Annotated in this window: 19 protein-coding genes; 8 read left to right on the forward strand and 11 right to left on the reverse strand. The window is 70.9% G+C overall.

The window, feature by feature from the left end; translation table 11 throughout:
• Positions 1 to 484: 484 nt before the first annotated feature.
• The 5 genes from BRM3_RS02680 to BRM3_RS02700 all read right to left on the reverse strand — a co-directional run bounded on the left by BRM3_RS02680 (position 485) and on the right by BRM3_RS02700 (position 4,813).
• Positions 485 to 1,357 carry a class II glutamine amidotransferase gene (locus BRM3_RS02680; RefSeq protein ID WP_263594564.1) on the reverse strand — a complete coding sequence of 291 codons (873 nt, stop codon included), beginning with the start codon at positions 1,355 to 1,357 and terminating at the stop codon, positions 485 to 487.
• A 55-nt stretch (positions 1,358 to 1,412) separates the two neighbouring features.
• Positions 1,413 to 2,255 (reverse strand): amino acid ABC transporter permease, encoded by an 843-nt coding sequence (locus BRM3_RS02685; protein WP_263594565.1) that lies wholly within the window; start codon positions 2,253 to 2,255, stop codon positions 1,413 to 1,415.
• On the reverse strand, positions 2,252 to 2,935 hold the full coding sequence (locus BRM3_RS02690) for an amino acid ABC transporter permease (protein WP_263594566.1): 684 nt from the start codon (positions 2,933 to 2,935) through the stop codon (positions 2,252 to 2,254). Before BRM3_RS02690 ends, BRM3_RS02685 begins: the two co-directional genes overlap by 4 nt.
• A gap of 65 nt (positions 2,936 to 3,000) precedes the next feature.
• Positions 3,001 to 3,996 (reverse strand): glutamate ABC transporter substrate-binding protein, encoded by a 996-nt coding sequence (locus tag BRM3_RS02695; protein WP_263594567.1) that lies wholly within the window; start codon positions 3,994 to 3,996, stop codon positions 3,001 to 3,003.
• 55 nt (positions 3,997 to 4,051) lie between these two features.
• Positions 4,052 to 4,813: an amino acid ABC transporter ATP-binding protein gene (locus BRM3_RS02700; protein WP_263594568.1), complete on the reverse strand. Its 762-nt coding sequence runs from the start codon at positions 4,811 to 4,813 to the stop codon at positions 4,052 to 4,054.
• Positions 4,814 to 5,009: 196 nt separating this feature from the next.
• Here BRM3_RS02700 and BRM3_RS02705 point away from each other — a divergent pair, with 196 nt between their 5' ends.
• Entirely contained in the window at positions 5,010 to 5,933 is a 924-nt protein-coding gene (locus BRM3_RS02705) for an isoaspartyl peptidase/L-asparaginase family protein (protein WP_263594569.1), read from the forward strand.
• Here BRM3_RS02705 and BRM3_RS02710 read toward each other — a convergent pair whose 3' ends face one another.
• Complete coding sequence (locus BRM3_RS02710; RefSeq protein WP_263594570.1) at positions 5,934 to 6,734, reverse strand: hydroxymethylpyrimidine/phosphomethylpyrimidine kinase; 801 nt, start codon at positions 6,732 to 6,734, stop codon at positions 5,934 to 5,936.
• A gap of 81 nt (positions 6,735 to 6,815) precedes the next feature.
• Between BRM3_RS02710 and BRM3_RS02715 the strand changes: the two genes are divergently transcribed.
• The 4 genes from BRM3_RS02715 (at position 6,816) to BRM3_RS02730 (ending at position 11,258) form a co-directional block, all read left to right on the forward strand.
• A complete protein-coding gene (locus BRM3_RS02715; protein WP_263594571.1) occupies positions 6,816 to 7,418 on the forward strand; it encodes a GtrA family protein in 603 nt (200 codons plus the stop codon).
• A gap of 199 nt (positions 7,419 to 7,617) precedes the next feature.
• The gene (locus BRM3_RS02720) at positions 7,618 to 9,696 is read left to right on the forward strand and encodes a PTS sugar transporter subunit IIA (RefSeq protein ID WP_263594572.1); all 2,079 of its coding nucleotides are present in this window, start codon (positions 7,618 to 7,620) and stop codon (positions 9,694 to 9,696) included.
• Between the two features lie 6 nt (positions 9,697 to 9,702).
• Positions 9,703 to 10,845 carry a mannitol-1-phosphate 5-dehydrogenase gene (locus BRM3_RS02725; protein WP_263594573.1) on the forward strand — a complete coding sequence of 381 codons (1,143 nt, stop codon included), beginning with the start codon at positions 9,703 to 9,705 and terminating at the stop codon, positions 10,843 to 10,845.
• A 140-nt stretch (positions 10,846 to 10,985) separates the two neighbouring features.
• On the forward strand, positions 10,986 to 11,258 hold the full coding sequence (locus BRM3_RS02730; protein WP_263594574.1) for an HPr family phosphocarrier protein: 273 nt from the start codon (positions 10,986 to 10,988) through the stop codon (positions 11,256 to 11,258).
• A gap of 90 nt (positions 11,259 to 11,348) precedes the next feature.
• On the opposite strand, the gene ptsP is transcribed toward BRM3_RS02730, so the two are convergent.
• Positions 11,349 to 13,067: a phosphoenolpyruvate--protein phosphotransferase gene (gene ptsP, locus BRM3_RS02735; RefSeq protein WP_263594575.1), complete on the reverse strand. Its 1,719-nt coding sequence runs from the start codon at positions 13,065 to 13,067 to the stop codon at positions 11,349 to 11,351.
• 258 nt (positions 13,068 to 13,325) lie between these two features.
• Between ptsP and BRM3_RS02740 the strand changes: the two genes are divergently transcribed.
• The 3 genes from BRM3_RS02740 to BRM3_RS02750 all read left to right on the forward strand — a co-directional run bounded on the left by BRM3_RS02740 (position 13,326) and on the right by BRM3_RS02750 (position 16,456).
• The gene (locus tag BRM3_RS02740; protein ID WP_263594576.1) at positions 13,326 to 14,606 is read left to right on the forward strand and encodes an ABC transporter substrate-binding protein; all 1,281 of its coding nucleotides are present in this window, start codon (positions 13,326 to 13,328) and stop codon (positions 14,604 to 14,606) included.
• A 66-nt stretch (positions 14,607 to 14,672) separates the two neighbouring features.
• Positions 14,673 to 15,575: a carbohydrate ABC transporter permease gene (locus BRM3_RS02745; protein WP_263594577.1), complete on the forward strand. Its 903-nt coding sequence runs from the start codon at positions 14,673 to 14,675 to the stop codon at positions 15,573 to 15,575.
• Positions 15,572 to 16,456: a carbohydrate ABC transporter permease gene (locus BRM3_RS02750; protein ID WP_263594578.1), complete on the forward strand. Its 885-nt coding sequence runs from the start codon at positions 15,572 to 15,574 to the stop codon at positions 16,454 to 16,456. Before BRM3_RS02745 ends, BRM3_RS02750 begins: the two co-directional genes overlap by 4 nt.
• Positions 16,457 to 16,543: 87 nt before the next feature.
• On the opposite strand, the gene BRM3_RS02755 is transcribed toward BRM3_RS02750, so the two are convergent.
• The 4 genes from BRM3_RS02755 to BRM3_RS02770 form a co-directional block, all read right to left on the reverse strand.
• Complete coding sequence (locus BRM3_RS02755) at positions 16,544 to 16,987, reverse strand: VOC family protein (RefSeq protein ID WP_263594579.1); 444 nt, start codon at positions 16,985 to 16,987, stop codon at positions 16,544 to 16,546.
• 304 nt (positions 16,988 to 17,291) lie between these two features.
• On the reverse strand, positions 17,292 to 18,770 hold the full coding sequence (locus tag BRM3_RS02760; protein WP_263594580.1) for a lipase maturation factor family protein: 1,479 nt from the start codon (positions 18,768 to 18,770) through the stop codon (positions 17,292 to 17,294).
• A gap of 10 nt (positions 18,771 to 18,780) precedes the next feature.
• On the reverse strand, positions 18,781 to 19,338 hold the full coding sequence (locus tag BRM3_RS02765) for an NYN domain-containing protein (RefSeq protein WP_263594581.1): 558 nt from the start codon (positions 19,336 to 19,338) through the stop codon (positions 18,781 to 18,783).
• A 346-nt stretch (positions 19,339 to 19,684) separates the two neighbouring features.
• Complete coding sequence (locus BRM3_RS02770) at positions 19,685 to 21,124, reverse strand: MFS transporter (protein WP_263594582.1); 1,440 nt, start codon at positions 21,122 to 21,124, stop codon at positions 19,685 to 19,687.
• Between the last annotated feature and the right edge of the window lies 1 nt (position 21,125).

A 21,125-nucleotide genomic window follows, 5' to 3' on the forward strand; every position in this document is an offset into this window, starting at 1 on the left:
CCGCACGCCCTTGGGTTCAGCTCACGCCCGCATCGATACGCCCGACGACGTCGGAAAGTAGCCCTATACCGACATCAACGTGAACCCCGATCCAGGGAACCGACAGCAACGTGCACCTCGATCCGGGCAACCGACGCCAACGTGCCACTCGATCCAGGCAACCGACGCGAAGGTGCACCTCGATCCAGGCAACCGACGGTAACGTGCACTTCGATGGCAGAGACAGGCGCCAGCAACATCGATGTCTGCGTTTCGGTCGCCATCCATGCCATATAGCGACCAATACGCAGAAGTCGATCCCCAAGGCAGCCAGAACGCAGACGTCGATCCCCCGAGACAACCGGAACGCAGAGGTCGGGGCGAACGGAGCGACCCGGCCAGGGCCTCCGCCCTCGGCTCCGCACCCTCCGCACGCCCGGTTCCCTCCGCACGCCCCGTTTCCCTCAGACGCCCCTGCCCTCCAGACGCCTCTGCCCCTACTCCCTCACGCGGCCCGCAACGACGGCTGCGCGCCGGGCGCGTCGGGGCGGGCGGCGGCCCAGGCGGCCTCGCCGTGGGCCTGTGCCGGGGCGAGCTCGAAGCCCTCGAGCGGGGAGCGCACGTCCACCTCGAGCGTGCCGCGGTGGACCGTGAGCGCGTTGCCCTGCGGGATCGAGACGAAGGCGTCCTGCGGGTAGCCCGAGGAGCTCACGATCACGCGATGCTCCTCGACCAGGCAGCGCAGGTCGTAGGTGTCCCACGTCGAGTCCTCGCGCAGCTGCGCGGGGTCCGACTGGGCATAGGCGACGAGCTCGTGCGGTGTCATCACGAGGCAGTTGAGACCCTCGGGGTAGCGTCCGCCGAGCTCCTGGACCCACTGCGTGACGTCCTGCGCGGCGCGCTGCACGGCGAGCGCCCAGCCCGTCTCGCGGGCGTGCGCGGTGATGAGCGAGAAGTAGAGCTCGGAGTCCGTCGTTCCCTGCACGCCGCGGCCGCCGCGCGCCAGCACGCGCTCGCGGAACCCGTCGGGCATGTCGAACTGGCCGTTGTGGGCGAACGCGACATCGCCCTCGACGAAGGGATGGGTGTTGTCGAGCGAGAGGCCCAGGCCCACGCTCGCGCGACGCAGGTGCACGATCACGAGCTCCCCGTCGGCGTCCGCGACCGCCTGGCCGTACTCGTTCGAGACCCGGGCCGTGTCGATCCCCTTGCGCACCTCGAGCACGGGCGCGGACTCCGACGAGTTCGAGGAGTACCAGGCCACTCCCCACCCGTCCTTGTGCCGCTCCGAGAGGGCGGTGAACAGGGGCAGCTCGTCGGGGACGGCCTCCCTGAGGGGGGTGTGCTCACGGGTGACGACGCCGAGGAGACGGCACATGGGGCAGGACCTGCTTCCGAGGACGGACGGAGTGGGACGGGCGCGGGCGGGTCGGTCAGTCGACCAGCGAGCCCGTGGTGGAGGCGGCACGTCGCTGCATGCGACGGTCCAGCCAATGCGCGAACTGGGTCAGCACGAAGTTCAGCGCGACGTAGATGAAGGCCACGATCAGATAGGTCTGGATCAGGAAGTGCGTGTACGCGACGAGCGACTTGCCCTGGTACTGCAGCTCGTTGTAGCTGACCACGAAGCCGAGCGTCGAGTCCTTGAGCAGGGAGACGAGGGCCAGGATCAGGCTCGGCAGGACCAGGCGGATCGCCTGCGGGATCACGACGTAGCGCAGGGTCTGGGCGTGCGTCAGGCCGATCGACGCGGCCGCCTCGGACTGTCCGCGGTCCACCGCGCGGATGCCAGCGCGGAACACCTCGGCGGTCGTGGCCGAGGACACCAGGATCATCGGGATCACGAGCATCCAGAACCGCGGGAACGTGACGTTGAAGGGCGCGCCCGGCAGGGCGAGCAGGAAGAAGTAGACGACGAGCAGCATCGGGATCGAGCGGAAGACCTCGATCCACGCGGTCGTGACCCAGCGCAGCGGCAGGAACGAGCTGAGCCGGCCGAGGGCCAGCAGGAGCGCGAGCGGGAACGCGAACACGGCGGCCACGGCCGTGGCCAGGAACGTGCCCTTGGCCCCCTGGCCGAGGAAGGCGATGTAGTCCGGCCGCAGGAACGGCGCCCAGCGATCGGCCGCGAGCTGCCCGTTGACCCCGAACTGGTACAGCCCCAGGGCGATGACGCCGAGGATCGCGAGCGCGCTCAGGAGCGACAGCAGCAGGATCCGCCGTCGCCCGCGGGGCCCGGGCTCGTCGAACAGGACTCGGGTGGCGCTCGCGCTCATGCTCCGGCTCCGATCCGCGTGGTGTGGCGGTTGAGCAGGCGGGTCGGGGACAGTCGGCGCTCGAGCAGCCAGCCGACGAGGCCGCCTGCGAAGGCCAGGCACAGGTAGACGGCCCCGACGAACAGGAACATGAGCACGGCCTGCGCGTACTGGTTGTTGATCGCCTGGGTCTGGTAGGTCAGCTCGGGCACCGCGACGGCCGCGCACAGCGATGAGCCGATCACGGTGCCGATGAAGATGTTGACGAGCGGCTGGATCATCGTGCGGAAGGCCTGGGGCAGCACGACGAACCGGAGGACGCTGAAGAACCCGAGGCCGATCGAGCGTGCGGCCTCGGCATGGCCGATCGGGACCGTGTTGATGCCCGAGCGCACGGTCTCGCACACGAACGCCGAGCCCGACAGCACGAGCGCGAGCACGCCGGTCCAGAACAGCGGGAGCAAGAGGCCCGCGTCGGGCATGCCGAAGGCGAGCAGCACGAGCAGGGAGAGCATCGGCATGTTGCGGAAGATCTCGACGTAGACCGTGGCGGCCCAGCGCAGCGGGGGGATCGGGCTGACGCGGAACACGGCCAGCAGGGTCCCGAAGATGAGCGAGAACGCGTATCCCAGGATCGTGAGCAGGCACGTCGTGCCGATCCCGTGCAGCAGGGCCGGGATGTTGTCGGTGATAGCGTCCATGGGCTCGGCCTCCTCTCATCGGTCGGTCCGCCGTGCGCGCGCCGGCGCGCACGGCGGACGCGCTGTCACTCGGCGGGGGCGGTGTCGCCGATCGTGGGCGGCGCCGGGGTGTCGCCCTCGACGACCTGGCCGATGGTGGCCTTCCACAGCTTGGCCCAGGTGCCGTCGTCGTAGATCTTCTGCAGGAAGCCGTTGACGAAGTCGAGGGAGTCCTCGTGGTCCTTGGACAGGCCGATGCCGTAGGGGTCCTTCGTGAAGGGCTCGCCGACCACCTTGAGGGAGTCGTCGGCGACGGCGTTGGACAGCAGGATCGACTGGTCGAGCACGTAGGCGTCGACGCGCTTCTGCTTGAGCGCGGCGATGCACTGGTCGTTCTCGGCGAACTGCTGGATGTCGGAGTCCTGGGCGTCCGGGACGTGCTTCATGATGGCGTCATACCCGGTCGACGCGGACTCGGTCGTGATCTTCTTGCCCTTGAGGTCGTCGAGCGAGGAGATCGAGTCGTCGTCCGAGCGCACCTGGATGGCCGCGCCCGAGGCGTAGTACGGGCCCGCGAAGTTGACCTTCTCCATGCGCGGCGCCGTGATCGAGTAGGTCGCGACGACGACGTCGACGGTGCCGTTCTGAAGCATGGTCTCGCGGGTCTCGACGGTGGTGTCGAGGTAGTCGATCTTCTCCGTCGAGTCCTTGCCCAGGATGTACTGGGCGAGCAGCTGGGTGATGCCGGCGTCGAAGCCGGTCACCTTGCCCGTCGACGGGTCCTTGAGCGAGAAGATCTGGCCGGTCGTGATGCCGCCGCGCTTGAGCTTGCCGGCCTCCTTGATGCCCTGGGCCCACTCGCTGCCCGAGACCGTCGCGTCGTCGGCGACGGGGCCGCCCGCGATGATCTCGTCGTAGTCGGAGCCGACGTTCGAGCCGCCGCCTCCGTCGGAGCCTCCGGAGCCGCCGATGGCGGGGGCGTCGGAGCCGCTCGAGGAGCACGCCGCGAGCGCGGCGCCGACGGGCAGGAGGGCGGCGGCACCCAGCAGGGCGCGGCGCGAGGGGCGGGTCGAGGGGTTCATCGGACTTCTCCGTTCGAGAGGGACTGCGGACTGCGGTGGCGCACGGGCGCCGGGATCAGTGGGCCAGGATCTTGGACAGGAACGCCCGGGCGCGCTCGGAGCTGGGGGCGGTGAAGAACTGCTCGGGCTCGGCCTCCTCGACGATCTCGCCGGAGTCCATGAACACGACGCGGTCGCACACGTGGCGCGCGAAGCCCATCTCGTGCGTGACCACGAGCATCGTCATGCCGGCCTCAGCGAGCTCCTGCATGACGTCGAGCACCTCCTTGATGACCTCGGGGTCGAGGGCGGAGGTGGGCTCGTCGAACAGGAGGGCCTTGGGCTGCATGGCGAGCGCGCGGGCGATCGCGACGCGCTGCTGCTGGCCGCCGGAGAGGGCCGCGGGCAGGTTGTGCTCCTTGCCCTGCAGGCCCACGCGCGCGAGCAGCTCCATCGCCTGCTTCTGGGCCTCGGCCTTGGCGACGCCCTTGACCTTGACCGGGCCGAGGGTCACGTTGTCGACCGCGCGCATGTGCGGGAAGAGGTTGAAGGACTGGAAGACCATGCCCACCTCGGAGCGCAGCTTCGCGAGGTCCTTGCCCTCCTCGGGCAGCGGCTTGCCGTCGATCGTGATGGTGCCCGAGGTGATGGTCTCGAGCCGGTTAATGCAGCGGCACAGGGTGGACTTGCCGGAGCCCGACGCGCCGATCAGGGCGACCACCTCGCCGCGGTGGATGTCGAGGTCGATGTCCTTGAGGGCCTGGAAGTCGCCGAAGTACTTGTCGACGCCGCGCACGGAGATGAGGGCCTCGCCGCTCGAGCTCACATCGTTCGTCATAGGTTGAGAATGAGCCCCGACCCCCGATGTGTCCACCCGGCGAAACTCGGATTCACATATCGAGACCACTTCGTGACCGGAGCCCGCCGCCGGCGCCGGCCGTGCGAGCGCCGCGTCCTCCGGCGGTCCTACCGTGGAGGCACGGCCCTCCCCCGCCCACCATCCCGGCGCACCCGCCCCGACCCCAGGAGATCCCATGACGACCGCCCCGCGCACCCTCACCGCGCCCCTCGACGAGCGCGGCTTCGCCCTCGTGCTGCACGGCGGCGCGGGCGGACGGGTCGAGGAGCTCTCGCTCGAGGCCAAGGCGGACTACGACGCGGGGCTCGCGGCGGCGCACCGCGCCGGCGAGGAGGTGCTCGCCGCGGGCGGCGCCGCGCTCGACGCGGTGTGCGCGACGGTCACCGCGCTCGAGGACGATCCGCTGTTCAACGCGGGCCGCGGCGCCGCGCTCACCGCGAGCGGGCGGGCCGAGCTCGACGCGTCCGTGATGACCGGCGACGGCGCGGCCGGCGCCGTCGCCGCCTCGCGCTGGGCCCGCAACCCGGTGCAGGCGGCGCGCGCCGTCATGGAGCGCACCGACCACGTCCTGCTGGTCGCCCCGGCGGCCGAGCTGGTCCGCTCCTGGGGGCTCGAGACCGTCGACCCCGAGCACTTCGTGACCGAGGCGCGGCTCGCGCAGCTCCGGCGCGTCCTCGCCGCGCGTCAGGAGGCACCGCGCCACGGCACCGTCGGCGCGGTCGCGATCGACGCCGAGGGGCGCATCGCCGCCGCGACCTCGACGGGCGGCATGGTCGGCCAGGCCGACGGCCGGGTCGGGGACTCCCCGATCATCGGCGCCGGCACCTTCGCGCGCGACGGCGTCATCGGGGTGTCGTGCACGGGCGAGGGCGAGGCGTTCCTGCGCGGCGCGGTCGCCCACGACGTCACGGCCCGCATCGCCTACGCCGGCCAGGAGCCGCTCGCGGCGATCGAGGCGACGATCGCGGCGGAGCTCACGGCGCGCGGCGCCTCGGGCGGCCTGATCGCGGCGGGGCCGACCGGCGTCGTGGTGGCCCACAACTCCCCCGCCATGTTCGCGGCCTACCGCGAGGGCGAGCGGCTCGTGACGCTGACCTGATCAGCCCGCGTAGGCGCCCTGGTAGACGGCCTCGAAGGGGGCGTGGCCGCCCTGACGATGCGCGATCGCGCTGTCCACGACGGCCTTGGCGGTCCGCGCCGCCTCGAGCGGGGTCGCGCCCTTGGCGAGCTCGGCCGTCACGGCGGCGGCGAGCGTGCAGCCCGCTCCCGAGACCCGCTCCTGGCCCACCTTGGGGCTCGCGAGCTCGACCATCTGCTCGCCGTCGTAGAACACGTCGACCGCGTCGTCGCCCGGCAGCTCGACGCCGCCCTTGGCGAGCACGACCGCGCCCGAGGCGTCGTGGATGCGGCGCGCCGCCTCCTGGAGGTCCTCGACCGACTCGATCGCCTCCATCCCGGACAGCGAGAGCGACTCGAAGAGGTTGGGCGTCACGAAGGTCGCGAGCGGGAGGATCGTCTGCTTGAGCGCGTTGTCCGTGTCGAGCGCCGCGCCGGGCTCCTGCCCCTTGCAGATGAGGACGGGGTCGAGCACGACGTTCCGCCACTCCTGACGGCCGAGCGCGGCGGCGACCGCGTCGATCGTGGCCGGGGTGCCGAGCATGCCGATCTTGACGGTGTCGATGTCGTGGAGGGCGGTCGTCGCCTCGATCTGGTCCTGGATCACCTGCGGGTCGACCGGCACGAAGCGGTGCGCCCACCCGTTGTCCGGGTCGAAGGAGACGATGCAGGTCAGGGCCACGGTGCCGAAGGTGCCGAGCTGGTGGAAGGTCTTCAGGTCGGTCTGCGCGCCGGCGCCGCCGGTGGCCTCGGAGCCGGCGATGGCAAGGGCGACGGGGATCATGCGTTCCTCCTGGCGGGTGCGTGCGGGATCGACCAGAATGCTACGCGCTCGCGAGGAGGCCGCTGGAGTACAGTGCCTCGCGTGCCGACCCCCTCGCCTGCCGCTCCCTCGGCCGACGCGCCGTCGGCCGGAGCCTCCCGTCCCGACGCCGCCGGGCGCCGCGCCCACCACCCCGGATGGCAGCGCGGACTCGTGGCCCGCCATCTGGGCTCGAGCCTGAAGTTCCTGGTCGTGGGCGGCATCGTCTTCCTCGTCGACGCCGCGACGTACAACGTGCTCGTGTTCCTCGACCCCGTGCACGGGTGGGGCCACGGCGTCCTGTTCGACCATCCCGTGACGGCCAAGGTGCTCACGATCGCCTTCGCGAGCGTGCTCACGTATCTGGGCAACCGGCTGTGGACGTTCGCGGACCGGCCGAGTCCGCGGACCACGCGCTCGATCGTCGCCTTCGTCGTCGTGAACCTGATCGCCACCGGCCTGCAGCTGGGCTGCCTCGCCTTCTCGCGGTACGTGCTCGGGCTCGACTCCCCCCTCGCGGACAACATCTCGGGGACCCTCATCGGACAGGTCGTCTCGACCTCGTTCCGGTACGTCACCTACGGGCGCTTCGTGTTCCCGCCCCATCACTCCGCGCACGAGGCGGATCCACGGCCCCAGGGCCGCTCTGACGTGCCCGAATCTTGACTCGCGCGCGCGGCACGCACATCCAGAAGGCCCGCGATCCGACCTCTCGGTCGCCCTACACTGGGCGCATCGGCTCTCCGCCGTGCCGACGTCATCCCCGCGGAGCGGCAGGGAGCTGTCGACGGCCCACCCGGGCCGCTCCTGCTATCACCCCGTGGTCGCGACATCGTCGTCGCCCGGGCCTCCGCGAAGGACACACATGAGCACCACCACCGAGACCCGGTCGGGCTTCAGCCCACGGGTCGCCCTGCAGAAGGTCGGCACCTCGCTGTCGAACATGGTCATGCCGAACATCCCCGCGCTGATCGCGTGGGGCATCTTCACCGCCTTCTTCATCCCGGACGGCTGGACGCCGAGCGAGCCGCTCGCCACGCTCGTCGGCCCCACGATCCATTACCTGCTGCCGCTGCTGATCGCCAACACCGGCGGCCGCATGGTCTACGAGGCGCGCGGCGCCGTCGTGGGCGTCGTCGCGACCATGGGCGTAATCGCGGGCTCCGACTGGCTGATCGCCCAGGAGAACGCGCCCGCTCTCGCGAAGTGGGTCGCCGAGGGCAACGACTCCTCGACCTTCTCCGGTCTCGGCCAGGTCCACATGTTCATCGGCGCCATGATCATGGCGCCGCTCGCGGCGTGGCTCATGAAGAAGTTCGACCAGGTCGTGCAGCCCCGCATCCCCGCGGGCTTCGAGATGCTCGTCAACATGTTCTCGGCCGGCATCCTGGCCTTCGTCATGGCGGTGCTCGGCTTCTTCGGCCTGGCGCCCGTCGTCAACTGGGTCATGCACCTGCTGTCCGACGGCGTGAACGCGCTGATCCAGCATGATCTGCTGCCGCTCGTGTCGATCCTCATCGAGCCGGCCAAGGTCTTCTTCCTCAACAACGCGATCAACCACGGCGTGCTGACGCCGCTCGGCATCACGGAGGCCGCAGGCCCCGCCGGCAAGTCCGTGCTGTTCCTGCTCGAGGCCAACCCCGGCCCCGGCCTGGGCATCCTGATGGCGTACACGATCTTCGGACGCGGCGCCGCGCGCGCCTCGGCCCCGGGCGCCGCGATCATCCAGTTCATCGGCGGCATCCACGAGATCTACTTCCCGTACGTGCTCATGAAGCCGATCCTCATCATCGCCGCGATCGGCGGCGGCATGACCGGCGTGTTCCTCAACGTCGTCTTCCACAACGGGCTCATCGCCCCCGCCTCGCCGGGGTCGATCCTCGCGATCATGGGCGTGGCCGCACGCGGTGACCGCCTGACGATCCTCATCGCCGTCTTCGGCGCCGCCGTCGTCAGCTTCGTGCTCGCCTCCCTGTTCCTGCGGATCGGCAAGCAGGAGGACGGCGACATCGCCGCCGCCACCGCCAAGATGGAGCAGATGAAGGGCAAGAAGTCCTCCGTCGCGGGCGCGCTGACCGGCGCCGCCGGCGACACCGTCGCGGACTCCGACGCCGACGCCCACACCGGCCCGATCCACAAGATCGTGTTCGCGTGCGACGCGGGCATGGGCTCGTCCGCCATGGGCGCGACCGTGCTGCGCAAGAAGATCCGCTCCGCGGGCTTCAGCGACGTCGAGGTGACCAACAAGGCCATCTCGAGCCTCGCCGACGAGTGGGACCTGGTCGTCACCCAGAAGGAGCTCGCGGATCGTGCCGCGCAGCGCACCGGCTCGGCCGTGCACGTCGCGGTCGACCAGTTCATGAACTCGCCGCGCTACGACGAGGTCGTCGAGCTGGTCCGCGAGCGCAACACCGCGGGCGAGGCCCCGGCAGCGGCGGCGCCTGCCGCAGCTCCGGCCGCGGCGGCGACCGGCACCCACCGCGCGGACACGCCCGCCGACGCTCCCGCAGACGCCGCGGGCGAGGTCATGCCGGCCTCGAGCGTCGTGCTCCACGGGACGGCCGCCTCGGCCGCCTCGGCGATCGACGAGGCGGGCCAGCTGCTCGTCGGCGCGGGCGCCGTGGACGAGGCCTACGTCGCGGCGATGCACGACCGCGAGCGCTCCGTGTCGACGTTCATGGGCAACGGCCTGGCGATCCCCCACGGGACCAACGACGCCAAGTCCTCGATCCGGCGCTCGGGCATGTCGTTCATCCGCTACGACGACCCGATCGACTGGAACGGCAACGAGGTCCGCTTCGTGGTCGGCATCGCCGGCCAGGGCAACGAGCACCTCGCCCTGCTGCAGAATGTCGCCATGACGTTCTCGGATCCGGCGCAGGTCGAGAAGCTCGAGAAGGCGACCTCCGCCGACGAGATCCTGTCCATCTTCGACGAGGAGTGATCACACATGAAGGCAGTCCACTTCGGGGCCGGTAACATCGGCCGCGGCTTCATCGGGCTCCTCCTGCACGAGGCAGGCATCGAGCTGGTCTTCGCGGACGTCGCGGAGGCCCTCATCGACCACCTCAAGCAGGCGGACTCGTACACCGTGCACGTCGTGGGCGACGAGCCCCGGGACATCGAGGTCAGCGGCTTCTCTGCCGTGAACTCGGCGTCCGAGGTCGACGCTCTCGTCGAGCAGATCGCGAGCGCCGACATCGTCACCACGGCGGTCGGCGCCCACATCCTCAAGTTCGTCGCACCGGCGATCGCGCAGGGCATCGCCGCGCGCGAGGCGGGCGCTCCGAGGATCGCGGTCATGGCGTGCGAGAACGCGATCAACGCGACCGACATCCTGGCCGCCGAGATCGCCAAGAGCTACGACGGCGACGACCTCGCCGAGCGGGCCGTCTTCGCCAACACGGCCGTCGACCGGATCGTGCCGGCCCAGGCGCCCGACGCGGGCCTCGACGTCACCGTCGAGACCTTCTGCGAGTGGGTCGTCGAGCGGACCCCCTTCGGGGGCTCCGAGCCGGACATCCCCGGCGCCACCTACGTGGACGATCTCTCCCCGTACATCGAGCGCAAGCTGTTCACGCTCAACACGGGGCACGCCACCACGGCCTGGTACGGCTGGGCGAAGGGCATCGAGAAGATCTCCGACGCGATCGCCGACGAGGAGATCCGGGCGAAGGTCTCCGACGTGCTCGACGAGACGTCGGCGCTGCTCGTGGCCAAGCACGGGTTCGAGCCCGAGGTGCAGGCGGCCTACAAGGCCAAGATCCTCACCCGCTTCGCGAACCCGTATCTGCCCGACACCCCGGAGAGGGTGGGCCGCAGCCCGCTGCGCAAGCTCTCCCGGCACGACCGGATCGTCGGACCCGCGGCCGAGCTCGCCGAGCGCGGGCTCGACCACTCGGCTCTCATGGGGTCGTTCTCGGCGGCTCTCGCGTTCACGCCCGAGGGCGACGAGGAGGTCACGCAGCTGCAGGGGATCCTGAGCGGCGACGACGCCGAGGCGGCGACCGTCGAGATCACCGGTCTCGACCCGACCCACCCGCTCTACGCGGCGGCCCTCGCGGCCGTGGCCGAGCGGATGAAGGCCCTCTGAGACCCCTCAGGGACCACCATCGTGGGGCGGGGCGCCCGATCCGTCGGACGCCCCGTCCCGCCAGGACTTCGATCCTCCACGAAACGGTCAGCGCCCTGTAGCCTGACCACACGACGCAGGACCTTCCGAAAGGCATTCCCATGGCAGAGCGCACCGTCAAGATCGCCAGCTCGTCCGGGCTCCACGCCCGCCCCGCCGCGATCTTCTCCAAGGCCGCCGGCGAGCAGCCGGCCCAGGTCACGATCGAGAAGGCCGGCGGGAACCCCGTGCAGGCCTCGAGCATCCTCATGCTCATGACCCTCGGCGCCGGCCACGGCGACGAGGTCACCCTGCGTGCCGAGGGCGACGGGGCCGAGGAGTCGGTCAACGCCCTCGCGGATCTGCTCGAGAAGGACCTCGACGCCGACGCCTGAGTCCTCTCGCCGCGGTCCTTCCGCGCGAACGCCCCGACCCGCATCGCGCGGGCCGGGGCGTTCTGCATGAGGGGCCGGGGCCCCCGGGGCTCAGAGCCCCAGCTGCTCCATGATCGGCAGGGCGGCGCGGACCGCGTCGCGGCCCTCGTCGGCCGTGCGGGCCGAGACGGCCACCTGCGCGAGGCGCTGCGCCTCCTCGAGCGAGACGGTCGCGAGCACGGTCGCCACGGCCGGCAGGGAGCGCGGGGTCATCGACAGCGAGTTCACGCCCAGGCCCACGAGGACCACGGCGAGTGCCGGGTCGCCCGCGGCCTCGCCGCACACGCCCACGGGCTTGTTCGCCGAGTCGCCGAACGCCTCGGGGTCGCCCCCGGCGGCGCGGGCGCCCGTGCAGGTCGCCCCGACGAGCGAGAGCACCGCGGGCTGCCACGGGTTGTTCAGGTGGGCGAGCGAGCCGAGCATGCGATCGGCCGCCATCGTGTACTGGGTGAGGTCGTTGGTGCCGATCGACGCGAAGTCGCACTCGGCCAGGCAGCGGTCGGCGGTGACCGCCGCCGAGGGCGTCTCGACCATGATCCCGGCGGGCGAGATGCCCCGCTCGCGGCACATGCCGATGAAGTCCTGGACGTCCTCGACGGTCGAGATCATGGGAGCCATGACCCACGCCTTCGCGTCGGACTCGGCGGCCGCGGCGGCGATCGCGTCGAGCTGGTTGGTCAGCACCGAGCGCTTCTCCCACGAGGTGCGGTAGGCGCGCACGCCGAGCGCCGGGTTCGGCTCGTCGGCGTCGGTGAGGAAGGGCAGCGGCTTGTCGGCGCCCGCGTCGATCGTGCGGACCACGACCTTCTTGCCGACGAAGTGGGAGAACACCGCGGCGTACGCCTTCTGCTGCTCGGCCACGCTCGGCTCGTCCTCGCGGTCGAGGAACAGGAACTCGGTGCGGAACAGGCCCACGCCGTCGGCGTGCGCCGCGGCGGCCTTCTCGGCGTCCTTGGCGTTGCCGATGTTGGCGAGCAGCTGCATGCGGGTGCCGTCGGTCAGGGTGACCCCGCCGCCGGAGTAGGTGAGCGGGTTCTTCTGCAGCTCCGCCCACGCGGCGGCGAGCTCGCGCTCGCGGTCGCCGACCTCGTCGGTGATGGTGCCGCGCGCACCGTCGACGAACACCTCGGAGCCGTCGGCGATGGCGTCGATGCCCTTGGCCGCGACGATCGCCGGCAGGCCCAGCTGGCGGGCCAGGATCGCGGTGTGGGACTGCGGGCCGCCGTCGGACGTGACGAGCGCGATCACCTTGGCGGGGTCGAGCGTCGCGGTGTCGGCCGGGGCGAGGTCGATCGCGAGCAGCACGAAGGGCTCGGCCACGTCGGGGATGCCGGGAGCCTGCTCGCCGCGCAGCTCCGCGACGATGCGGGCCCGCACGTCCTTGACGTCCGCGGCGCGCTCGGCCATGTAGCCGCCGAGGTTCTCGAGCATCGCGGCGACCTGGTCGCCGGCGTCCCACACGGCGCGCTCGGGGGTCACGCGGGTCGAGCTGATGAGCCCCTCGGCGGTCTGGACGAGGGTGGGGTCCGCGGCCATCTGGGCGGTCGCCTCGAGCACGGCCTTGGCGTTGCCCTCGGCGCGCTCGGCACGCCGGGTGAGGGACTCCTGCACGGCGGCGGCGGCGTCCTTGATGCGTGCGGCCTCCTGCTGGAGGTCGGCGTCCTCGGCGACCTTGGCGTCGGCGGCGGGCTCCGCGACCGGCGGCGCCATCGACCGGACGGCGCCGATCACTCGACCGGCGCTGACTGCAACACCTGCGTATTCGGACATCTGTGTCCACCCTCCGGGAAGTCGTTGTCGTGCGCGGACCCGCGGTGCGGCGCGATGGCGCGCGATCGGTCCCTGTCATGGTACGTGGGCCGCGCGGGACCTCCGTCGGGACGATCAGGGTCTGGAAGGTGACGGGGCCCACGTCACGAGCCGGTCACGGTCTGCCGATTCCCGCCGAGAGCGCTCTCGGAGGTGTCTAGACTGCTGCGCACCCGGGCATCGCTGCCGGGGTGCGCATCGTTCAAAGGAGAACCGATCATGCTCAACCGCAGGAACTTCCTCGCCCTGTCGTCCGCGGGCATCGCCGTCGGCGCCCTCGCCGCGTGCGGCGACGACTCCGGAGGCGGCGGGGGCGACAAGAGCAAGGAGGTCGAGGTCTTCACGTGGTGGGCCCAGGGCTCCGAGAAGGCCGGCCTCGACGCCCTCGTCGAGGTGTTCAAGAAGCAGCACTCCGACTTCACCTTCGTCAACGGCGCCGTCGCCGGCGGCGCGGGCTCGGCCGCCAAGGACATGCTGCAGTCGCGCCTCCAGGCGGGCGATCCGCCCGACACCTTCCAGGCGCACGCGGGCGCCGAGCTCGCCGACTACATCGACGCGGCCCAGATCCAGGACGTCTCGTCGCTCTACGACGACTACGGCCTGACCGACGCGTTCCCCCAGGACCTCGTGGACCGCCTCACCGTCGACGGCAAGATCTACTCGATCCCGTCGAACATCCACCGCTCGAACATGGTGTGGGGCTCGACCGAGGCGCTCACCAAGGCGGGGATCGACCCGGCCACCCCGCCCGCCGACGTCGACGCGTTCATCGCCAACCTCGACAAGGCCAAGGCCGCCGGGGTGACCCCGCTGTCCATCGCGACCACGTGGACCCAGATCAACCTGCTCGAGGCGATCCTCATGGCCGACCTCGGGGCCGACGGCTACAACGGCCTGTTCGACGGGTCCACGGCCTGGGACTCCGCGGACGTGACGACGGCCCTGCAGCAGTTCGAGAAGATGATGGGCTACACCAACACCGATCGCGACGGGCTCGACTGGCCCGACGCGACCCAGCAGCTGATCGACAACACGGCCGCCTACAACGTGATGGGCGACTGGGCGGTGGCGGCCTTCCAGGAGGCCAAGCTCGCCGAGAACGACCAGTACGTGTACTTCCCCCTCCCCGGCAAGGACAAGATCTTCGGCTTCCTCGCCGACTCCTTCACCCTGCCCGAGGGGGCGCCGAACGAGGACGGCGCCAAGGCCTGGCTCGAGACCATCAGCTCGACCGACGGCCAGCTCGCCTTCAACCTCGCCAAGGGCTCGATCCCGGCGCGCACCGACACCGACAACTCGAAGTTCGGCCCGTACCAGCAGACTGCCCTGACGTCGTTCAAGGAGGACACGATCTGCCCCTCGATCGCGCACGGCGCCGCCGTGCCGATCGCGTGGCTGAACGACATCTCGGACGCCACCAGCCAGTTCACCTCGGGTGCGAGCGACCTCGCCGCGTACCAGAAGGCCCTGGTCGACGCGGCGGACAAGCACGCCGCCTGATCGCGTCTCACGGCAGGGAGCGACCGGAGGGCCGCTCCCTGCCCCTCCTCGGACGAAAGGCTCCCCGTGCGCTCCTTCCTGCGCCGCTTCGGTCCTCCCCTCCTGCTGATCTCCCCCTCGCTGATCCTCGTCGGGGTCTTCGTGTACGTGCTCATCGGCCGGAACCTGTGGACCTCCCTCACCGACAACCACACCGCCGGGCAGGCCAACGGCCGACGGCCCGTGTCGTTCGTCGGCCTGCAGAACTACGTGGACCTGCTGGGCACCCCGCAGTTCCGCCACTCCCTGCTGAACCTCGTGCTGTTCACGGCGGTGTTCCTCGCGGGCGCCCTCGGCATCGGCTTCGTGTGGGCGTGGCTGCTCGAGCGGCCCATCCGCGGCGGGCAGATCTTCCAGACCGTCTACCTGTTCCCGATGGCGATCTCGTTCGTCGCCTCGGGCGTGGTCTGGCGGTGGCTGCTGAACTCCAACGAGGGGGACGCGGCGTCGGGACTGAACCGCCTGTTCCAGATGGTGCATCTGGACTTCCTGCAGAACCCGTGGTGGAACCAGATCACCTTCGGCATCATCGCGATCGCGCTGCCCGCCGTGTGGCAGCTCTCCGGTTACGTGATGGCCCTGTTCCTGGCCGGCTTCCGCGGCGTGCCCGATGATCTGCGGGAGGCGGCCCGCGTCGACGGGGCGAGCGAGTTCCAGGTCTACCGCCACGTGATCTTCCCGCAGCTGACCCCGGTGCTCATGAGCGCGCTCGTGATCATCGCGCACATGTCGCTCAAGTCGTTCGACCTCATCATGTCCATCTCGAAGCCCGCGAATTACCAGACGAAGGTGCCCGCGGTCGACATGTTCGTGTTCAAGTCCGGCTACGACTACGCGAACGCCGCCGCGGTGGGCACCCTGCTGCTCGTGTTCGTCGCCGTCCTGGCCGTCCCCTATCTGATCCAGCAGCACCGGGAGCGCACGCGATGAGCACCGAGGCCCTCTCCATCCCCGCGTCCGCGGCGCCTGCCGCGCCGCCCCGGCCGACGGGTCGCCGCGTGACCCTGCGGACCCTGCGCTACGCCGCCCTGCTGATCGGGATCCTGTTCGTGCTGATCCCCGTGTACGTGCTCGTGGTGACGAGCTTCAAGGGCCAGGGCGACGCGACGCCCGCGCGCGCCTGGGCGCTGCCCACCGCGTGGACCACCGAGAACTGGGCCCAGGCGTGGCAGACGCTCGCCCCCTCGATCGGCCGCACCGTCGCGCTCGTGGTGCCCTCGACGATCATCTCCTCGGTCCTGGGCTGCATGAACGGCTTCGTGATGTCGCGGTGGCGCTTCCCCGGCGCCGACATCGTGTTCACGCTGATCCTGTTCGGCATGTTCCTGCCCTACCAGGCCGTCATGATCCCGCTGCTCGAGCTCGTCCTGTCCACGGGCATCCCCAACGGGATCCCCTCGCTGATCCTGCTGCACGTCGTCTTCGGCATCCCGATCACGACGCTCATCTTCCGCAACTACTTCGAGACGGTGCCGCACGAGCTGATCGAGGCCGCGACGGTGGACGGCGCTGGCATGCTGCGCACCTTCGCGTCGGTGGCGCTGCCCATCGCGGTGCCCGGCTTCGTGGTGGTGATGATCTGGCAGTTCACGAGCGCGTGGAACGACTTCCTCTTCGCGGTGTTCTTCTCGACCCCGCGCAACGGGCCCGTCACGCTCGCCCTCAACAACCTGGCCAACGGCGCGCTGCTGACCAACTACGGGGTGTCGATGGCCGGTGCACTGCTCGCCTCGCTGCCCACCCTCGTGGTGTACGTGCTGCTCTCGCGCTACTTCATCGCCGGGCTCATGTCGGGCTCGGTCAAGGGGTAGCGGTCAGGAGCATGGGGTGCGAGAAAAGGTAGTCATGCGGTCGCACACCGCCTGTCAGACGTGCGGCCGACCATATGACTACCCTTGTCAGCGGCGTTCGCGGCGGAGGTCCTGCGCGAGCATGACGATGATGCCGCTCGGACCGCGCAGATAGGTCAGTCGGTAGACGTCCTCGTAGGTCGCGACGCCGCGCAACGGATGGCAGCCGTGCCGTGCGGCGATCTCGAGGGCCGCGTCGAGGTCGTCGACCGAGAAGGCCACCCGGTGCATGCCGATCTGCTCGGGGCGCGTGGCCTCCGTCTCGATCGCCTCGGGATGGATGTACTCGAAGAGCTCGAGGCGACCATGGCCGTCGGGCGTCTGGAGCAGGGCGATCCGGGCATGGTTGCCGTCGAGGCCGACCGCGGTGTCGGCCCACTCGCCGCTGATCGTGTCCCGGCCGACGACCGTGAGGCCGAGGTCGGTGAAGAAGGCGATCGTCGCCTCGAGGTCACGGACGGCGATGCCGACGTTCTCCAGGATGATGGACATGGCCGCACAGTACCGGGCAGGGGCTCGTGCCGGGGAGAGGCCTGCGGTCAGGACCGGGCAAGGGGCCGTGCCGGGACCGAGCAGGGGCCTGCGGTCGGGACCGGGCAGAGGCCTGCGGTCGGGACCGGTCGGGGTCCCGGCCGTGCCGAGGAGTGGCCTGCGACCAGGACCGGACCCGATCCTGTATCGCCCACATCCGATCCTGCGTCGCCCACATCCGGTTCTGCGTCGCCCATGTCCGATCCGCGCCCTGCCCGCGCGTGCTCCTGCCTCGATCGGGCTCCACCGCGACCGGCGGCACTCCTCACCCGCCGTCGGTGGAGCGGACGAGGGTGCCGAGCTCCTCGCGCATCCACCACTGCCCCGTCTCGCGCCGCTCTGCCCGGGTCGCATAGCGGTAGTCGAACACCCGCACCCGGATCCGGCGGGGCGCCCTGCCGTCGAAGGGGTCGACCCGCAGCAGGCGGCGGATGGGGGCCTCGCCGTCGACGATCGCGTCGAGCAGGCGTGCGAACCAGGTCGCGTTCCAGGAGCCGAGCGCAAGGAACCACATCATCCAGTCCAGACGCAGGTGGTACGGCGCGAACTGGCGGGAGCGCCGACGCACGTCGCCGGGCTTGCCCTTGAACTCGTACGGCCTCCAGTCCTCCTCGGCAGGGTCCTCGGCAAGCGTGCCCTCGATGATCACCTCGCGCCGCTGGCGCGTCATCGAGCCGAACGCGCCGTAGGCGTTGACGAGCTGCCAGCGGTTGAAGCTCGCATTCATGAGCTGATGGGAGGAGACGAGGTTCTTGAGCGGCTTCCAGGACAGGACGAGAAGGCCCGCCACCACGAGCGCGACCAGCACGTGCCACCACACGGGAGATGCCGCCGTACCGCTCGAGACCGCATCGGCGCCCTCCCATCCGGGCCCCCACCCGGGCCACGGGCCGCCGACGATCCAGCGCCAGAAGCCGTCGCTGATCCCGCAGCAGGCGATGACGATGGTCAGCCAGTTCAGCCACGCGTAGTTGCCGGTGACCACGAGCGCGAGCTGGGTGAGGATGATGCAGCAGGCGGCGATCGACGCGATGGGTTGCGGGGCCAGCAGGAGCAGCCAGGGCGCGACGAGCTGGACGACATGGCTGCCCAGGGTCTCGCTCTGATGCCACCAGTGCGGCTTGAGATGGGCCCAGCGGCTGAGCGGGCCGGGCATCGGCTGGGTCTGGTGGTGGTAGTCCATCGCGGTGAGGTCGCGCCACGCGGGATCGCCCCGCATCTTGATCATCCCGGCGCCGAACTCCAGACGCAGCATCAGCCAGCGCAGGAAGAGGATCATGAGCAGCGGCGGGGCGACCGCGTGCGACCCCAGGAAGCCGACGAGGAAGCCCGCCTCGAGCAGCATCGACTCCCAGCCGAAGCCGTAGAACGTCTGCCCGACCGCGACGATCGACAGGTACAGCCCCCACATCGCGAGGAACACCGGGATCGGCACCCACGCCGGCCCCAGCTGCGGCAGCCCCACCACGACGCTCGCCCCGAGCACCATCCCCACCACGCACATGACGCGGAGCCGCCGATCGGTGTAGCCGACGGAGCGGACGCGGAACAGGGTGGGCGTCCCGCCCGGCCGTCGGCGCGCGAGGTAGGCGGGCACGGGCAGCAAGCCCCGCTCCCCCAGCAGGGCCGGGAACTGGTGGAAGGTGGAGAGGAAGGCGACCACGAACAGCGCGGCCGTGCCTCGCTGGATGATCTCGCGGGCGATCGTGTAATCGGTCGCGTCCAGATGCCCGAGCCACTCCATCGTCGTCACCTCACAGGAAGTCCAGGGGATCGAACTCGTCGATGTCGATGACCCGCAGCCGCGGCAGCTCGGCGGTGAAGGCGTGCACGTCGTACTCGAGGTCGAAGAACTCGACGCCGGGGATGCGGCGCAGGTCGGAGGAGAGGAACTCCTGGAAGCCGACGATCCCGGTGCGGCGGCCGGGGGTCTGCGCGAGCACGTCGAGCTGCAGGGCGAAGTCGCGGTCATGGCTGACGAGCGCGACGTCGGCCTCGCGGGAGGCGAGGGCCTCGGCGGTGCGCTGGATCGCGATGTCCACGACCTTGCCCTCGCCGCGCAGCATGATCGGCTGGTAGCCCATCGCGACGAGCGCCTGCACGAAGGACGCCGGGAGGTCGCCCTCGACGGCGAGGAAGAAGAGGCCGCGGACGCTCTGGCGCCACTGGCGCTCGATGAACTGCAGGAGCTTGTTCCAGCGGGGCCGCTCGTCCGGATGGGGGCGACGCCCGAGGATCGACATGCCGAGGGTGGCGTCGATGTTCTCGCCGTCGATCAGCAGGTAGGTGAGGCGGTCGTCCGTGGAGGCCATGCGCCCAGCGTAGGCCGTCGGCGCGACATGGAGTCCGCGAGGGGCCAGGTGAGGGACGGCGGCGAGAGGTGGTGGGCGGCGGGGCGCGGCGGGCAGGCCGGGGGCGGAGGCGGCGAGCGGGGTGGCGGGGCACGGCGGGCAGGCCAGGGGGTCTGCGGGAGCGGCGGCGGGGGCGGGGATCCCGGGGGTCTGGTCGCGGAGGGGAAGCTGGTGATGTGCACTGGCGATATAGCCAGTGCGCATCACCAGCGTCCCCTCCAGAACGCGCACCCCGTCTACAACCGCATGCGGGCCCCGATCAGGTCACGCGCCCACGATGCCCGTGCTGGCCGGGGACCGGGGCCCGTCAGGGGTGCGGGTGGAGCGCGTCGTAGGCGCGGAAGCTCGGCAGCACGCGCAGGATCACCGCGACCAGCGCGATGATCACAATGCCGCCCAGGAGCGGCGGGAACCAGGCGGCGACGAGGGTGGCGAGGATGCCCGCGTAGAGGTCGCCGATGCGGGGTCCGCCGGTCACGACCACCATGAACACTCCCTGGAGGCGGCCGCGCATCTCGTCGGGCGCCGCCGTGAGCAGCATCGACGAGCGGAAGATCGCGCTGACCTCGTCGGAGGCGCCGGTGCCGGCGAGCGCGAGGCACGCGAGCACGAGGGCCGGCCAGCCCACCGCGTCCCACGAGGGCCCCGTCGGTCCGAACAGCCCGACCGCGGCGAGCAGCAGCACCAGCCCGAACACGCCGATGCAGGCGCCGTACACGATGACCGCCCCGCCGATCGCGACGCCGTACCGGCGCACGCTGCCCACCCGCCCGGAGAGCAGGCCCGTCAAGAAGGTCCCGATCGCGGCGGAGGCGGTGAGGATGCCGACGGTGGTCGGGCCGCCGCCGATCACCGCGGCGCCCACCGCGGGGAACAGCACATAGGTGCGCCCGAAGCTCATCGCGATGATGTCGACCAGGAAGCCGGCGCGAATGTTGGTGGCGGTGCGGAGGAACGCGAAGCCGTCGCGGAGCGCGGCCAGGCCGGGCCGCGCGACCTCGGTGAGCGGGGGCAGGGCGGGCAGCCCCAGGATGCCGAGGAACCCGGCCGTGAACAGCACGGCGTCGACCGCGAACGTGAGCGGCAGGCCGATCGCGGCGGCGAGCACGCCCGCGAGCGCGGGACCCACCGTGAGCTGGATGCCCATCGAGATCCCGCCGAGGGCCGAGGCGGCGGGCACGTACTGGGCGGGCAGGATGCGCGGGAAGACCGCCGTGCGGGTCGCACCGCTGATGGTGGCGGCGACCGCGTTGACGGTTGTGGCCACGTAGAAGGGCCACACCTCGCGCAGACCGCCGGTCGTGCCGAGATGGGAGTGCACAGCGGACAGGGCCACGATCGACAACGTCGACAGCCAACCCAGGAGGCTCGAGACGATGAGCACGCGACGGCGGTCGAAGGCGTCCGCGAGCATGCCGCCCCAGAGGCCGGCGACCACCATCGGGGCCAGGGCGATCCCACCGACGAGCGAGACCGCGAACGTCGAGGAGGTGATGTCGTAGATCTGGATGCCGACGGCGACGGTCGTGAGCTGAGCGCCGATACCCGAGACCGCGGCGCCGATCCAGAGGCGCGCGAAGGCGGGCGAGACCCGCAGCGGGGTGAGGTCGACGAAGTGGCGGCGCCGCCCTGCGTCAGGCGCGGCACCTGCGTCGCCGGCCGGGCTGTGCTCGGCGGGCGGCGTGCCGTCGGCGGATGACGGATCGTCGGCGGGAAGGCCCGTGTCCTCGTTCTCGGACTCGGACACC

The sequence above is a fragment of the Brachybacterium huguangmaarense genome (assembly GCF_025725725.1).
GTDB classification, from domain to species: Bacteria; Actinomycetota; Actinomycetes; order Actinomycetales; family Dermabacteraceae; genus Brachybacterium; species Brachybacterium huguangmaarense.